Annotated in this window: 14 protein-coding genes and 1 tRNA gene; 9 read left to right on the forward strand and 6 right to left on the reverse strand. The window is 41.6% G+C overall.

Annotated features, from left to right (window positions below; genetic code table 11):
• Positions 1–8: 8 nt before the first annotated feature.
• Together AN394_RS12585 and AN394_RS12590 are read right to left on the reverse strand one after the other, a co-directional pair.
• Complete coding sequence (locus AN394_RS12585; RefSeq protein WP_054563704.1) at positions 9–2,174, reverse strand: S9 family peptidase; 2,166 nt, start codon at positions 2,172–2,174, stop codon at positions 9–11.
• A gap of 129 nt (positions 2,175–2,303) precedes the next feature.
• The gene (locus AN394_RS12590) at positions 2,304–6,008 is read right to left on the reverse strand and encodes a S8 family serine peptidase (RefSeq protein WP_055021664.1); all 3,705 of its coding nucleotides are present in this window, start codon (positions 6,006–6,008) and stop codon (positions 2,304–2,306) included.
• Between the two features lie 247 nt (positions 6,009–6,255).
• Between AN394_RS12590 and AN394_RS12595 the strand changes: the two genes are divergently transcribed.
• Positions 6,256–6,726 (forward strand): DUF2721 domain-containing protein, encoded by a 471-nt coding sequence (locus AN394_RS12595; RefSeq protein ID WP_054554628.1) that lies wholly within the window; start codon positions 6,256–6,258, stop codon positions 6,724–6,726.
• A 103-nt stretch (positions 6,727–6,829) separates the two neighbouring features.
• Positions 6,830–7,282, forward strand: a complete 453-nt coding sequence (locus AN394_RS12600; protein WP_054563706.1) for a cytochrome c — start codon at positions 6,830–6,832, stop codon at positions 7,280–7,282.
• 57 nt (positions 7,283–7,339) lie between these two features.
• On the opposite strand, the gene AN394_RS12605 is transcribed toward AN394_RS12600, so the two are convergent.
• Positions 7,340–7,990, reverse strand: a complete 651-nt coding sequence (locus AN394_RS12605; protein WP_055021665.1) for a cytochrome b/b6 domain-containing protein — start codon at positions 7,988–7,990, stop codon at positions 7,340–7,342.
• A gap of 137 nt (positions 7,991–8,127) precedes the next feature.
• Between AN394_RS12605 and AN394_RS12610 the strand changes: the two genes are divergently transcribed.
• The 3 genes from AN394_RS12610 (at position 8,128) to AN394_RS12620 (ending at position 9,721) form a co-directional block, all read left to right on the forward strand.
• Complete coding sequence (locus AN394_RS12610; protein ID WP_054563737.1) at positions 8,128–8,835, forward strand: AzlC family ABC transporter permease; 708 nt, start codon at positions 8,128–8,130, stop codon at positions 8,833–8,835.
• Entirely contained in the window at positions 8,832–9,131 is a 300-nt protein-coding gene (locus AN394_RS12615) for an AzlD domain-containing protein (protein WP_054563708.1), read from the forward strand. Before AN394_RS12610 ends, AN394_RS12615 begins: the two co-directional genes overlap by 4 nt.
• Positions 9,132–9,238: 107 nt before the next feature.
• Positions 9,239–9,721 carry a glutathione peroxidase gene (locus tag AN394_RS12620; RefSeq protein WP_054563709.1) on the forward strand — a complete coding sequence of 161 codons (483 nt, stop codon included), beginning with the start codon at positions 9,239–9,241 and terminating at the stop codon, positions 9,719–9,721.
• Positions 9,722–9,773: 52 nt separating this feature from the next.
• Here AN394_RS12620 and AN394_RS12625 read toward each other — a convergent pair whose 3' ends face one another.
• On the reverse strand, positions 9,774–9,962 hold the full coding sequence (locus AN394_RS12625; protein ID WP_082389337.1) for a PA3496 family putative envelope integrity protein: 189 nt from the start codon (positions 9,960–9,962) through the stop codon (positions 9,774–9,776).
• 391 nt (positions 9,963–10,353) lie between these two features.
• Here AN394_RS12625 and AN394_RS12630 point away from each other — a divergent pair, with 391 nt between their 5' ends.
• Complete coding sequence (locus AN394_RS12630; protein ID WP_054563710.1) at positions 10,354–11,154, forward strand: YggN family protein; 801 nt, start codon at positions 10,354–10,356, stop codon at positions 11,152–11,154.
• A 66-nt stretch (positions 11,155–11,220) separates the two neighbouring features.
• Here the strand turns inward: AN394_RS12630 and AN394_RS12635 are convergent, their stop codons facing one another.
• A complete protein-coding gene (locus tag AN394_RS12635; protein WP_054563711.1) occupies positions 11,221–12,663 on the reverse strand; it encodes a PLP-dependent aminotransferase family protein in 1,443 nt (480 codons plus the stop codon).
• Positions 12,664–12,764: 101 nt separating this feature from the next.
• Here AN394_RS12635 and AN394_RS12640 point away from each other — a divergent pair, with 101 nt between their 5' ends.
• A complete protein-coding gene (locus tag AN394_RS12640; protein WP_054563712.1) occupies positions 12,765–13,694 on the forward strand; it encodes a DMT family transporter in 930 nt (309 codons plus the stop codon).
• A gap of 54 nt (positions 13,695–13,748) precedes the next feature.
• Here AN394_RS12640 and AN394_RS12645 read toward each other — a convergent pair whose 3' ends face one another.
• Positions 13,749–14,597 carry a diacylglycerol kinase family protein gene (locus AN394_RS12645; protein WP_054563713.1) on the reverse strand — a complete coding sequence of 283 codons (849 nt, stop codon included), beginning with the start codon at positions 14,595–14,597 and terminating at the stop codon, positions 13,749–13,751.
• A gap of 324 nt (positions 14,598–14,921) precedes the next feature.
• Between AN394_RS12645 and AN394_RS22165 the strand changes: the two genes are divergently transcribed.
• A complete protein-coding gene (locus AN394_RS22165; protein ID WP_166341396.1) occupies positions 14,922–15,062 on the forward strand; it encodes a hypothetical protein in 141 nt (46 codons plus the stop codon).
• Between the two features lie 227 nt (positions 15,063–15,289).
• A tRNA-Ser gene (locus AN394_RS12655) sits at positions 15,290–15,377 on the forward strand.
• Position 15,378: the final 1 nt, after the last annotated feature.

Genomic DNA, 15,378 nt, shown 5'->3' on the forward strand with positions numbered 1-15,378 from the left:
CGTTGTTATTATTTTTCGATACCCGCCAAATCGAGCATAAAGGCGTAATATAAAGCGGTATCTTGCAAGCTTTTAAAGCGCCCAGAAGCACCGCCGTGCCCTGCTTCCATGTCGGTTTTGAACAGCAACAGGTTATCATCGGTTTTATATTCACGTAGCTTAGCAACCCATTTTGCAGGCTCAAAATACTGAACTTGAGAGTCGTGTAAGCCGGTGGTGACTAGCATATTTGGGTAAGCCTGCTTCTTAACTTGGTCGTACGGGGAATATGACAGCATGTAATCGTAATAGACTTTATCGTTCGGGTTACCCCACTCGTCATACTCATTCGTTGTCAGTGGCAAGCTGGCATCTAGCATGGTCGTAACTACATCAACAAAAGGCACAGCAGCAATCACCCCTTTATAAAGTTCAGGTGCTTGATTCACAACAGCCCCCATTAGCAAGCCTCCTGCACTGCCACCCATGGCAAAAATATTATCCTTATCACCATACTTTTGAGCTGCTAATGATTTAGTCACATCAACAAAGTCATTAAAGGTGTTTTGTTTTTTCAGCAACTTGCCGTCTTCGTACCAAGGACGACCCAGCATTTGTGAGCCACGGATATGCGCAATCGCAAACACAAAACCACGATCAAGTAAGCTTAATCGAGAGCTAGAAAAGCTCGGATCCATGGTCGCACCATACGAACCATAACCATATTGCATAAGCGGATTCGAGCCGTCTTTTTTGAACTTGTCTTTACGATAAACAAGGCTCACAGGAACATCGACACCATCCCTAGCCGTCACATAAACTCGCTCAGAGGCATAGTTGTCAGGATTGAAATCACCTAATACTTTACGTTGCTTAAGCAGTGTTTTTTCGCCACTTTCTAGGTTGATATCGTAGCTGCTGCTTGGCGTCGTCATACTTGAATAGTAAACACGTAAGTTAGAGTTATCTAACTCACGATTGCCATAACTGAAGACCATGTAAGTTGGGTCATTAAATGCAACGACTTGCTCTTGTTGGTTACGAAGGTCACGAATAGTAATTCGGGTTTGCCCCATTTCTCGCTCTTCATACACCAAGTGATTATTAAATAACTCAATGCCTTCAAGTTTCACGTTATCACGACCAGCAATTAGCGTTTGCCAGTTAGCTTTATCATGAGCCTTATCGCGGTGAACTTTCATCAGTTGAAAGTTAACTGCATTTAAATTAGTAACGATGTAGTACCAATCGCCTAATTTACTGATGTCATATTCAAGCCCAGCTTCGCGTTCAATAAAACGCTTTGGCATTGCTTTGACATCATTGGCATCAATAACCGACACACCCGATGCACTGGTACTGCCATGGCTAATATAGATTTCTTGTTGGTCTTTACTCTTATAAATACCGGTGTAGTAACTGGTATTTTTCTCTTCGTAAACGAGTTCGTCGTCGGCTTGAGGGGTGCCTAGTGTATGGCGATATACTTGGTAGCCTAACAGCGTTTGTAGGTCTTTTTTGATGTAGTAAAAGGTTTTGTTGTCATTAGCCCACACGACATCACCTTCTGTACCTTCAAGACTCTCTGTGAGCATTTTACCTGTGGTTAAATCTTTTACTTTAATTGTGTAAATACGACGACTCACAGTGTCTTCACCATAAGCCAGCAAGTTGCCATTTGGGCTGACAGCTAAACCTGTTACGGCAAAATAGTCATGATTTTTAGCAAGCTCATTCACATTCAAGATAACCTGCTTACCTTCCCCTTGGCTATCTTTGCTGCGCACATACACTGGGTATTCGTCATCACCGCGCGTTTGTGAGAAATAGTAATATTCCCCTTTTTTTGTCGGTACCGTATCGTCATCCTTCTCAATACGCCCTTTAAGTTCTTCGAACAGGGTGTTTTGTAGTGTTTGTGTATGCGCTAACTTGCTTTCAACATACGCATTTTCAGCATTCAAATGCGCAATAACAGCGGCATCTTTGCGCTTATCATCACGCATCCAATAGTAGTTATCGATACGAGTGTCACCATGAATGGTCATTTCATGAGGTATTTTTTTGGCGACGGGTGCTGCAATCTGAATTTGCTCTGTAATAACGGCTTGTTCTTTATTATCGGGGACTTTATTACACGCTGATAGAACAGCTAAAGAGAGTGCCGCAAGGCAAAGTGAATGGCCAACTTTCATGGGATTCCTGTTTTCGTTTTATTATTCTGTCTCCAATATAAGTAAAAAAACTGCAATATATAAGTAGCCTTTGTGAAGCAATGTAAAAAGGGAGCCGAAGCTCCCTTTTATCACTTATTTATCAAGTAATTACTTTTGCTTACGACGACGCATAAATGCGAACGGTGCAGCAAGTAATGTTAACCATGCTAGTGAGCCTGAAGAAGATTTTTTCTTCTCTGGTTCTTCAGCTACAACATCTTCTGCCGGGTCTTGTGTTACTGCAATAGTAATCGTCACCGCTTCAGACATATTGCCTGCAGAGTCAACTGCAGTTACTGATACTTCGATAGAGGTTGTTTGCTCATAATCGATAGCACCCGCAACCATTAACTCACCTGCATCACTGATGCTAATGCTATCACTACCTGTCACTTCATATGTTGCGATAGGAGTCAGATCAGCATCTGGGTCAGTTGCAGTCACAGTACCAATTACAGTACCTTCTGCGGCATTTTCTTGAACAGAGAACTCACCAAGCTCAGCATCGATTACTGGGTTAACTTCTTCTGGCTCGTCAGCAACGTTCATAACTTCAACAGTCACCATCGCTGATTCAGAGATATTACCTGCAGAATCTACCGCCACAACTTCAAGCTCAATGCTCATCATGCCAGCATCGTAGTCAAGCATGTCGCTGTTCATAACAACAACATCACCTGAAGCAGTCACTGAAACAGCTGAAGAAGTAGAATTAACTACAATGTATTCAGCGATAGGGTTAGCAAGCTCAGCACCATATGTTGCTTCTAATGTGCCAATCACTGTATCTACCGCAGTATTTTCATCTACAGAGAATGATGCATCATCAAGAACTGGGGCAACATCAGCATCTTCGCTTGGTGTTGCTGCGTATGCTTTTGAGCCTGAGTCAGATAAGATCATGAAGTCTGCACCAGCGTTCAATAGTGTTGCAGAAGCGCCTGGCTCTAATGAGCTAACTACTTCGCCTGATTCATCAACTAGAGCTGCATATACGTCACTTGATGCGTCAGTGAATGTATATGTGCCCATTGCAACATCGCCTTCGCCTGATGCAATTGGTGTCCACGTTGCTTCTTCTGTACGGAAACGTACATTTGCAGTTGCGCGGCCAATATCATCAGCAGTAAGGCCAAATGCACCTAGACAGCTTTGCATTGTGAGGTGGTTATTACCTATGATTTGGTAAATATTATCAAGGTTACCTGAAGAGCTACCGTAGCCATGCGTAAAGGTAATTGCTGTACCTGGCTCAACATCATAGAACCATTCTAACTTACCATTTTGTACCGTTACATCGTATGTACCATCTTGGTCTACGTCGAAGTCAGCCATGAAGCCACCCACGTAAGAGTGAGTAATACCTTCATTCATCACAAGGGTAGTCAAAGTTACATAACCGCTATCACAGATATCAGTAGACACTGCAAATGTTTCGATTGATGCACCAACTAAATCAAAGCGTTGGTCTTCATCTACATCATCAGTCATTACTGTAGGAGCAAATATTGGCTCAAGTGCTACAGCACCTGTATTCGTTAACTCATGAGCAACACCATTATCTGTCGTCATTACTGGCATGAAGCTCATTGCTGCATTTGCTTTTGGTAATACGTGGTATACAAGGTGGAATGCTTCATCACTACCATCAGAGAAGATTAACGCACCATCAAGCTCTAGGTTAGTTAAATCAGCCGTAGCATCTTGTGAGCCGATATTGTCATCCGTTAATGTCCACTCAGGTAATGTTGCAGGATCAATCGTCGCTGTCACATCAAATGACATAGTTTGGCCTGCTGGCACTGTAATTGACTCTGGGTAGTCAAGAGAGAATGAACCACGTTCAACATCATCTGCATAACGCTGTTCAAGAGAAAGTGTGTACACTTGGTCTTCGTTAGAGAAGTTCTTAACTTGAACTGTTTTAGTAAGCTCAACTGTTTCAGATGCGTTTACTAAACCAAACGAAAGCGCTGCTTGTTTAGTATCTGCAGCCCAAGCAGCAACTGGTAAGTTAGCCGCTTTATTTACATCAACAAGACCCGCACCGATATAACTAATTGGTGCAAGCTCAGCGTCAGGGTTAAGCGCTAACGGCTCCATAGTCACATTTAGGTTTGCCGTGTTCATTAACGTCGCTTTAATTTCAAACGCGTTTCGCTCTGGCAGCGCTTCTTTTAATAAGCTCACCGCACCTGCAGTAATAGGACCCGAGAATGAAGTACCTGTTGCACCAGTAAGACCATCACCAAGACCAGGGTGAGCAGTCATGATATTAACACCTGGTGCTGTAATTTCAGGTTTTAACAGACCGCCCATTGAAGGGCCACGTGATGTGAAGTCAGCAATAGCACCAGAAAGAACTAGACGTTCAACTGTTAGGTTAAATGTACCGCCCGCTTTAAGTGCTGTACCTGCAGCAAATGTTACACCTACAGAAGGGATAGTTACAGTCGGATCTGAACCGCCCATAGGTGCTGGCGTGCCATCATCATTATTGTTTGCAATTATAACAAACTCTGCGCCTTTAGCTTGTGCTGCTAATACTTTAACTGTGAATGCACATGCACCACGGTCGATGATAACGCCTTTGCCTGTAAAATCTACGTCGTCAGCAAACGCTTCACAAGCCGTTTGATTCGCATCAGGGTACACAAGTTCCAAGTTTTCATTAGTGTAGTTAAATGCCATCTGTGGACCAAAGCTGGCCGGCTGTACAATCGCTTCTTCACCATCAACTGTACCGCTACCAATTGATTCTTCACCGGTAGGGTGAGTCATCGCACCTACTGAAAGAGCGTTTTCAGTTGTACTTGGACCACCAACGATGAATGGGTAAGCGCCATCATTACCTGCAGAGATAACAACGTTTGTGCCAAGTTTAACCGCTTGGTTGATGAACAGGCCAACTGCATCGTTTGCAATATCACCGTAATCACCACCGAGAGACATGTTGATAACATCAACACGGTCACTAATGTCGCCATTGCCATCAGGGTCCATTGCACTCTCAAGCGCTAGTAGTTGTGCAAGGCCAGGACAACCGCTATTACATACCGAGTAAACAAATAAATCTACGTTTGGCGCGATGCCATTAACAGAGTGAGAAACGTGTGTACCGTGGTTAGTTGTCACATCAATTGGATCATCGTCATAATTGATGTAGTCATAACCGCCTAATACTTTACCTTGTGGCCAATCAACTGAAGCAGGATCAGCAATTGCTGCAGCATACGCTTCGTCAGTACCCGCACCACCAAAGGCTGTATGAGTGTAGTCAATACCTGTATCAAGAACAGCAACGCGAACACCTTCACCTGTTGCTAAACCGTTAGATACTAGCGGAGTTGCTTCAATATAGTCAGCGCTGTCAGCAACATGCAACTCATAGTCGTATACTGGGTAAATGCCTTCTACTTGAGAATTTGATAGTAACTTAGCGACGTCTTGCTTATTACCATTTACCACAACAGAACTTACTAGCGTTGAAGTTTTAGCAACAACTTGAAGAGGCAAGTCCATACTGTTAATTGCTTGCTCTACGCTTGCTTGTGCTATTTTAGCTTGCGCTTGAATTGACGCTACATCCGCGCCCATTGTTTTTGCATTGATACTTGCAGGAGCATTTAACTTAATTAACCAACTTGTTGCTTCACTGCGAACTTTTTGTTCTTTCTTAGTTACCGCGCTCGCTTTGATTAATTTTTTACCGGCAAGATTATATTTAGAAAAGTCATTAGCTTGTGCACTAGCGCACATTGCACTTGTCACAGCCAAAGCAACTGCTGTTCTTTTTATTAGATTATTAGACATGGGTTCCCCTGGGATATGTTATGTTATCGTCTAAATAGTGATTGAAACAAAGTTTCAGAACTAATATAAAACGGAAACACAAACAAGAACAACATTTCAGTTACAAAACAATTACAAATATTTAAGATCGAAACACACAAATAATCACAACCCACTGTTTATAAATAACTTTACATGGTGAAGAGCAGTTGTAAATGTTTGTAAATGAAAATTAGGTGTTGAGTTTTAATAAATAGAGTACTTTCAAATGAATTCAGAAGTAATCAACATTCTTACCATGGCAAAAGTAATTCAAACTGCTGTTGCACCCGTCTTTTTAATTACCGGTATTGCAGCAACGTTAGGCGTGCTTTCAAACCGCTTGGCACGTATTACCGATCGAGCTCGGCAGTTAGAACGTAAACTTAAAGTCAGTACTGATGAAGACTTCAATAAGTCATTAACAACAGAGCTAAGGGCACTGTTGAAACGCTCTCGCTGCATTCATATCGCCTTTAGTTTAAGTGTACTCAGTGCCTTATTAGTATGTGCTGTGGTTATGTGTCTATTCTTATCACATATTCAATCTATCAACTTGAGCGTGACAATTGCTAGCTGCTTTGTGGCTGCTATGGCGCTTTTGATATGTGGATTTTTATCTTTGTTATGCGAGGTTTTCTTAGCCACCAGAAGCATGCGCCGTGGCATGATCTTCGCCGATATTGATATTAATGATTAAATTAAACTTAAGTTAAGATTAACCGCAATACACTTGAATATTATATTGAGCTAAGATACAACTCAGTTAGTTTACTTTTATGACATCTTAAGGGGCAAAAGGAATGAAATTAAAACAATTAGTAGTGGGTGCAATGCTTTCAACAATGGCATTTGGCGCATCAGCAAATTCTGTATTTGAAGAGCCAAGCGATGCAATCGAGTACCGTCAGGCAGCATTTTCAATGATCCGCGTACAAATTGGCGACATGGGCGATATGCTAAAAGGAAAAGTACCTTTTGATGCAGAACGTTTTCAAAAGCGTGCCGACAATGCAGCGGCATTATCTAAAATGCCTTGGGAAGCTTTCGTAGCGGGTTCTGACAAGGGTGATACATCTGCACTTGCAGCTGTATGGAGCGACAACGAAACCTTTATGAAAAAAGCAGTTGCTTTCCAACAATATGCAGATGAGCTAGCAGTTGCAGCACAAAGCGGCGATAAAAAAGTAATTGGCAAAGCATTTGGCGCATGGGCTAAAGGCTGTAAAGATTGCCATAAGTCTTTCAAAGACTAGTTAAAAATTTGAACTAAAAAGGCGCTTATTAGCGCCTTTTTTAATGTCTTGAATTACCTACCCAAGCAAATAGCTGAGTGGCTCAGCACCCCAAGTCGTAAATAGCACCACTAAGCACACTGCAAAAATAACAAAAGCTATCAACGGCGATTTTGTAACAGGCTCAGTAACCGCAACTTGGTCGCTACTGCCCGTTAGCATAGGTTTCACTAAGTTTTTTCCTTTAATGCGGTAAATCACAATCGCTATTACATGCAACACAATGGCATACAACAAAATATCAAAGTTTAAATGATGTAACCAACCGGCAAACTCTACGGTATCTGAGGATACATGCTCAACGAGTGGACCATCCGTTAAGATATCGTCACTGGTCATTAAGCCAGAGGTTAACTGTACGATAAGTAACGCAAAAAAGGCTATCACCATATAACTACCCGCCGCGCCATGACCCGCCTTATGTTCATTGCTTGTAAACGATTTAATTGCGGCGATTGGTGAATGAATCAGCGCAGACAGCTTTGCCGTTTTACTACCAATAATGCCCCAAAGAAGACGTGTAATAATAAGCGCTAGAGTGAAGTAGCCTGCAGCAAAGTGCAGCTCCAACATACCTTCTTCAGCACTAAAATAGAGGGTTGCGATGGCCGCAACTAATAACCAATGGAAGCTTCTTATAAAGCCATCCCATACTTTAACTTTAGACATTGTAACTTTCCCTTTAAAAGACGCTAATGATTTCAGCAACAGGCTCGGCTATACATTATTGCAAACTTCAGTTATTTTGACACACCTCTATTTCAGCTGTTTTGATCTGAGCCATAACAACAAACATGAGCGATAAGATGCATAAATCAACAATAAGAGCCTTGCTAAAAGGATTTTTCGACATGCTCCCCTTATGCCTTGCGGTGTTACCTTGGGGAATTTTATGTGGCTCGTTAGCAGTTCAAAATGGCTTCAGTGCTTTAGAAACACAAGCTATGTCGTTATTGGTATTTGCAGGCTCAGCACAGCTCGTTGCGATTGAATTAATGGCAGGAAACACGCCGCTTTTAACTATTTTATTTACCACACTCATTATTAGCTCACGGCACTTTTTATATGGTTTAGCTATTCGCCACAAAGTAATAGATCAACCCTTTCGTTGGCGACTGCCAGTGAGTTTTGTACTAACAGATGAATTATTTGCTTTTTCGCATCATCACAAAGCCTACCGCACAAAAGTGCGCCTTATTTACGCGCTAAGTGCCGGCTTTAGTTTTTATATTGCCTGGAATATCTGGACCCTCCTTGGTATTGTCGCAGGAAGCTTACTTCCCGATTTAACACACCTAGGTCTTGATTTTGCCATCGCTGCCACGTTTATTGCTTTAGTTATTCCGGGTGTAAAGAACCTTGCAACACTGGCTACAGTGATCACCGCAGGCGTTGTAGCAACACTATTAAAAAGTCAGGGCTTTCAACTTTGGCTTGTCACCGCGGCTCTTATCGCTATGACGGTTGGTTATCTAATTAGTCGCTGGCAAGCAAAAGAGGAGCATACGCTATGATGATCACCATTTTATTAATGGCGTGTATTACCTTCTTCACACGTTACTTATTTTTGCACCGCGCATTACCATTCAAAGTCGGTCCGAAAATGCAGCAATTTTTAAGTTTTAGCGCCCCAGCCGTACTCACCGCAATTTGGGTGCCCATTGTGTTTATTAATGACGAAGGGATAAATCTAGAGTGGCAAAATCCTTATCTAAGTGCTGCTATTTTGTCTGTTATCGTGGCCTATAAAACACATAACATATACTACACAACACTGGCAGGTATGGGATTATTTATAATTTTAAGTTAGCTACGATACTTAACGCCAAGTAAGAAGAACCGCTGATTAAAATTTACCCTTTTAGAAAGATGCCAAGCAAGTTAGAATCAATGCAACAATAATAAAAAGTTATCATTATGAGCGAATTTCACCAACTTTCTGCCACCAGCCTACAAGGCCAAACCGTTGACTTTTCTGATTTTGAAAACAAGGTTGTGCTTGTTGTAAATACCGCAAGTAAATGCGGTTTCACTCCACAATATGAAGGCTTACAAGCACTGCACGAAAAGTATCATGAGCAAGGCTTAGTAATAATTGGTTTTCCATGTAACCAGTTTGGCAAACAAGAACCAGGTGATGCAAAAGAAATTAAAGAAGGCTGCCTTATTAACTATGGCGTTAGCTTTTTAATGATGAGCAAAGTCGATGTGAATGGCGAACATGCTCACCCTGTTTTTAGATACCTAAAATCAGAATTACCGGGGTTTATCACCCGCAAAATAAAATGGAACTTCACCAAATTTTTAATTGGTAAAGATGGCAAGGCCATTAAGCGATATGCGCCACTGACAAAACCTGAACAGCTCGAGTCAGACATCGCAGCTGCACTGGGCAAATAACAAAGCCTAAAAGCAATAAAGAGGCAAATTGCCTCTTTATCTAAATTTATGCTTAGTCGTTCAAGTACTCGTCAAAGTCGTCGTCGCCTAAGTTTCTGCGCAAGCGTTTTTGTTCAAGATAGTCTTCCAACTTCTTCTTTACGCGTTGCTTTTTCTTGTCGTGTTGATTACGCCCGACCATTTCGTACTCGTCTTCAACAAAATCGTCATCTAGCGCGTCATAACTAAATGTCTTACCCACAACCCACTCCATAAAGTGTTTGAGACCAATTCTTGAGATTAAAATTTGCTCGATGAATTGGCAAAGATTAAAAAGCTCAGTAGTAATTTAGTATCTAAAAAACCACCAAAATAAAGCCATACACCCATGCTAAATAGGTCATATGTCAATATTGTGAATAAATAGCGCTAAATTTGATTTCTGAAAAGTGAGAGTTTTTTATCGTTTCGATAAAAGTCATTTATGCATGTGTATTTTTTAGTTAATTTGACTAAAAAATGGTTAAAAAGTTATTCCCCGCAATTTTTAAAAAACCATAGAAACACAGCAAGGCATTGAATTAATTGAACTTATAAATTTTGGCATTCAATTTGATTATGTATTTGTGTCATTTCAAACAGGAAAGAAAAAAATGAAAAAGTTATTGTTAGTAAGTTCTTTATTTATCGCTACCGGCGCAATGGCTCATAACGATAATGATACAAATATTTCATTCAGCGGTGAGCAGTGTGATGTTGAATTTATAAATGATGTACGCATCACACCAAGCGAGTTAGAAGTATACACAGCCGATAATCGCACTATGAAAATCATCGATCAGCACACTTTATATATCGATGGTCAAAGCGTGTCGCTTGATGCTTCACAACAGCAAGCAATTGCAGATTACTCAGACAGCTTACGCAGCCAACTTCCTGAAGTAGCAAATATCGCACTTGATGGTGTAAAAATAGCTGGTGTAGCCATCGAAGAAGTCTCAAATGCTTTCAATATTGATGGCCTAAGCGACATTTCAGAATTAATGGACGATATCAGCGTAGAAGTACAAAACGCTTTCTATCAGCAAGGTGCGTTCACCATGGGTCAGCAAAATTTCGAAAAATTTGGCCAAAACTTTGAAGACCAATTCGATGAGCAAATCGAATCGGCTGTCGAGTCAGCCATGATGCAATCGATGGGCAGTATTTTAGTGGCGCTAGGCTCTGAACTTTTAGGTTCAGGTGGCGACATGGATGAGTTTGAGCAACGTATGGAAAACATGGGCGCACAAATCGAAGCTCGTGTAGAAACACAGGCAGCTCAACTTGAAGAGCGTGCAGATGCATTATGCGGCAGCTTTGCTGATATCGCTCATAAAGAGCAAGAGCTAGTAGTTCTAGTACCAGAGCTAAAAGAGTATCAACTATTTACTTTCAAACAGAATGCAGAGTAATTGACTAATTAACATCCCTGAACCAAAACACTTGGTCCTTTCGCGCAGAGCTTGCTCTGCGCTTTTTTATTTTTTGGCCAGCACAGTCAGCTGCGATAACGTTTTAATCGCCTGCTCTAAATTCTCAGACCAAGGCAAGCCATAACTTAAACGAAAACAGCTACGGTACTTTTTACCCGCTGAGAATATCAACCCTGGAGTAATACTGATCCCCGCCTCAAGTGCCAAATGGAATAACTTTACCGCATCATATTGGCTACCAAGGTCAACCCAGATAACACAGCCACCCTGCGGATTACTAATACGCGCACAACTTGGCATATATTGCTGCAGGCACCAAATCATACGCTCTTTGTTGGTACTTAAGCGCTGTCTAAGCAAACGAATGTTACGGTCGTACTCACCGCTAGCTATAAACTCATACAAGGTCCACTGGTTTATAAGTGGCGCGGAGCAACTAAGCGCGCGTTTGTGTCGCCTTGCTTGCTCTGCAAACTTACCAGCAATGATCCAACCTATGCGATAACTGGGAGCAGCTGTTTTTGAAAACGACGCGCAGGTGATCACTAAGCCCTTTTTTGAATAAGCTTGTGCAGGAGTGGCACGCTTAGCTGTAAAATGTAAGTCACCATAAACATCATCCTCAATAAGCACCACGTCACGCTGCTCTAAAAGTGCCACTAATTGCTCACGCTTGGCATCAGGCATAAAACTGCCAACAGGATTATTTAATGAGGTTGAAAACACACAGGCTTTTATATCATGCTCATCGAGTGCTTGAGCCAAATCATCTAGCCATATTCCTTCATCGGGGCACAGCGGTATTTCCAGCGCCTTTAAGCCTAAGCTTTCAATTAATTCGATAATGCCAAAATAACAAGGCGACTCGATAGCAATAACATCACCGGGTTTAGCAACACACTTAAGGGCAATCGCCAACGCTTCTTGAGCACCATTGGTGATCACTAGTTCATCGCTATCAACCCCAATGCCAAAATCCAGATAGCGATGAATGAGTTGTTTTTTAAGTGGTGCAAAGCCATCCATCGGGCCGTAATTAATTGCCGATGCGCCCGCTAATGTCATTACTCGGCGCATTGTTCGTGCCAGTGCTTTATCTGTTGGTGCTGCGGCTACAGGGTTGGCGATACCAAATGGCACCACATTAGCTTTATGGATAGCGCTGTAGACTTGCTCAATCAAGCCTTGCTTATTGACTGTGGTAGGCTCTCGACTGAGCCTAACTCGCTTTGGTCGTGACTGATTTAACTGTGAAGACTTTAAAAAGTACCCTGACTTTTCTCTTGCTTCAATCAATCCTTGCCCTTCAAGTAATTGATACGCCTGTTTTACAGTAGGAATACTAATATTGAGCTTGTCTGCCATTTTTCTGAGCGAAGGTAACTTTTCACCCGGTAATAACGAGCCTTGCAAGCAAAGATCTCTAACTAGCTGAATAACTTGTTGATATAAGAACTCACTGTTACTACGACTGATAACTTGTGACATAGCCCACCAAACTGTATAGGTTGCATTTCTAGTTTTCTGTATATGTTAAGTATACAGAAGAGGATTAAAATGAACATACTTTCAATTTTTGGGTACTAACTATGAAAAGCGCCGCTCTCTACCTTGCTACAGTACTGATCTGGGGATCGACTTGGCTAGCTATTGAGTTTCAACTAGGTGATGTCGCTGTTGAGGTCTCTTTATTTTACCGCTTTGCCATTGCAGCCATTTTAATGTGGGCCTTTGTGCTCATGAAAAAGCTACCTATGCATTATTCACTGCGTGATCACGGATTTTTTGCTTTATTAGCCTTATTTAACTTTGGTTTAAATTATTTAGTGCTGTATTGGGCGCAGAACTATCTCACCTCAGCAATGGCCTCAATAGCGTTTTCGATGTTGCTATTGATGAACATTATTAACACCCGCTTGTTCTTCGCAAAGCCAATTGCGAAACGAATTTACTTTGGCGCTCTACTCGGCGTAATGGGTATTGCCAGCTTATTTTGGCCACAAATTCAGCAATTCGACTTGAGTAATGGTGCGTTGGTCGGGTTACTACTTGCGCTATCTGGAACCTTTGTGGCTTCATTGGGAAATATGGTCAGCGTTCGAAACTCTCAGCGTAATATTGGCGTACTTCAAGGCAATGCCTGGGGTATGTTATACAGCGCTTTAGGTCTAGCTGCTTATGTTTTAGTAAGCGACGTTGAGCTCACGTTGAACGCCCCAAGTAGCTATTGGGTATCGCTTTTCTACTTAGCAGTGTTTGGCACCGTAATCGCATTTGCTTGTTACTTCGCGCTACTTAAAAACATCGGCCCTGAGCGCGCAAGCTATGTGATCGTGTTATTCCCACTGGTTGCAGTGGTGTTAAGTACTTTATTTGAAGGATTTGAATGGCAAGCGAATACCTTTATGGGTTTTAGCCTAGTGTTATTCGGTAATGCTATCGTGCTGACTCCTACTCGACAAATTAAAGCATTTTTTGCTGCGCGTAACTTGCAGCAAAAAAGCTCCGTCCCCAGTTAGAAGTGACTATGTCGCCTCTAACACCAAGCGCTGGCAAATTTTGCCGGCGCTTTTTTATGGCACATGAAAACGAAGTGCTTGTTTGTGAATCTTAACTTTAGCCGGAGTAAAACCAACAAGCTCACCATCGGCTTCTATAGCCAACCCTTTCGTGGTGACCTCTGCAGTTGTTAACTGGGTATATTCTAGCGCTTGCAAACCATGATGCTTTACGAGCAGTAAATACAAAAAGCTGATCAGGTTTTTCAATAAACCGCCAGCTGGCATACAGTAGCAATCAAGCTGACCATCATTTAACTTTGCCCGAGGGGCAATCTTTAAGCCACCACCAAAGTAATAATGATTAGCAAAAATCGTCGCTAAATTACTGTAGCTGAGTGCTTTACCATTAAACTCACCCTGAAGTGACTGTGCCTTAAATGAAAATAGCTGCTTGATGCCCTGCCAAGTGTAGCCAAACGAGCTAAAACTTCCGGCTTTATTTAGTTGAGTCACGACTTCAGCGTCAAAACCTATTCCCGCCACATTAATAAAATAGCGCTGATTGATTTGTCCAACATCGATTAACTCTGTACGGCTATTAAAAACAGCGTCATACCAAGCTTGTTGTTTACACGCAAAGCCACGAGCAAAATCATTTCCTGTGCCTGCCGGAATTAACGCGATAGAACAGCGACTCGACATTAATGCATTAACAGCTAAATGCAGCGTCCCATCACCACCAATCACCACAACTTGAGTTTGGTTTTTAGCCAAAAGCGCTATATCAGCGCAATCATTCTCAAACTTGCCTGTGGTTAAATACAATTCAGGCTCAATCTGTCTTTTTTTACATTCTTTTAGTAGCCAATCAACACTGTTTTTATGATTTTTTTTGTCACTTGGCTTTATTATTATCAACATCAACGGTTACTTCTTTTCTTGCACGGCAAAAACACCACACTCGTTCAAATTATATTAATCTGAATAATTAGTCACTTTCTCACTCTAAAAACGCATAAATAAAAATAATAAAAATTAAAAACCTTTATTTACCTACACTTCAGCGTTAAAGAAACTGCATAAGCATGCAAGATATCAGTAAGGTAAAAACTTAACCCCATGTTAATAAAAGGCTTTTGGATTAGAAAAAGTTATCCGACAGACTCAATTTTTATCGTTTTATTTTTGTTCAGTTTGATTGCAAAATACTCACGTTTTCAACCAAACACAACCCGGAGCAAAGTAATGAACCCAATTAATACATTAAACCAAAACGCTGCAACTCATGTTGCCGTAAAACCAACAAACCGCAAAGCAAAAATGTTGGCAAAACTTAATCGCTACGGCAAAAAGTTAGCTCTTGGCGGCGCAGTACAACACAAGTAATCCCCAACCATGGTTACTTTATCGGTGCAGTAAACACCCAACCACTAACGAAGATCCTTCTTTAGCTCCTCCGTTTACTGCTCCAATCCCTTTCTTTTAAGTTAAAAACAGCAATTAATTAAACCTTTTTACAAAAAACTCCCTCTTTACGCTCAAAAAACAAGCAAACAAACTTTTTCCTATTTACACAGCCGATTCAGCTAAGTATTATTCTCGCATCACGATGTGGAGAGATGGCAGAGTGGTCGAATGCACCGGTCTTGAAAACCGGCAGGGGTTTGTAGCCCCTCTAGGGTTCAAATCCCTATCTCTCCAC

Source organism: Pseudoalteromonas sp. P1-26 (assembly GCF_001401795.1).
In the GTDB taxonomy this organism is placed as follows: domain Bacteria; phylum Pseudomonadota; class Gammaproteobacteria; order Enterobacterales; family Alteromonadaceae; genus Pseudoalteromonas.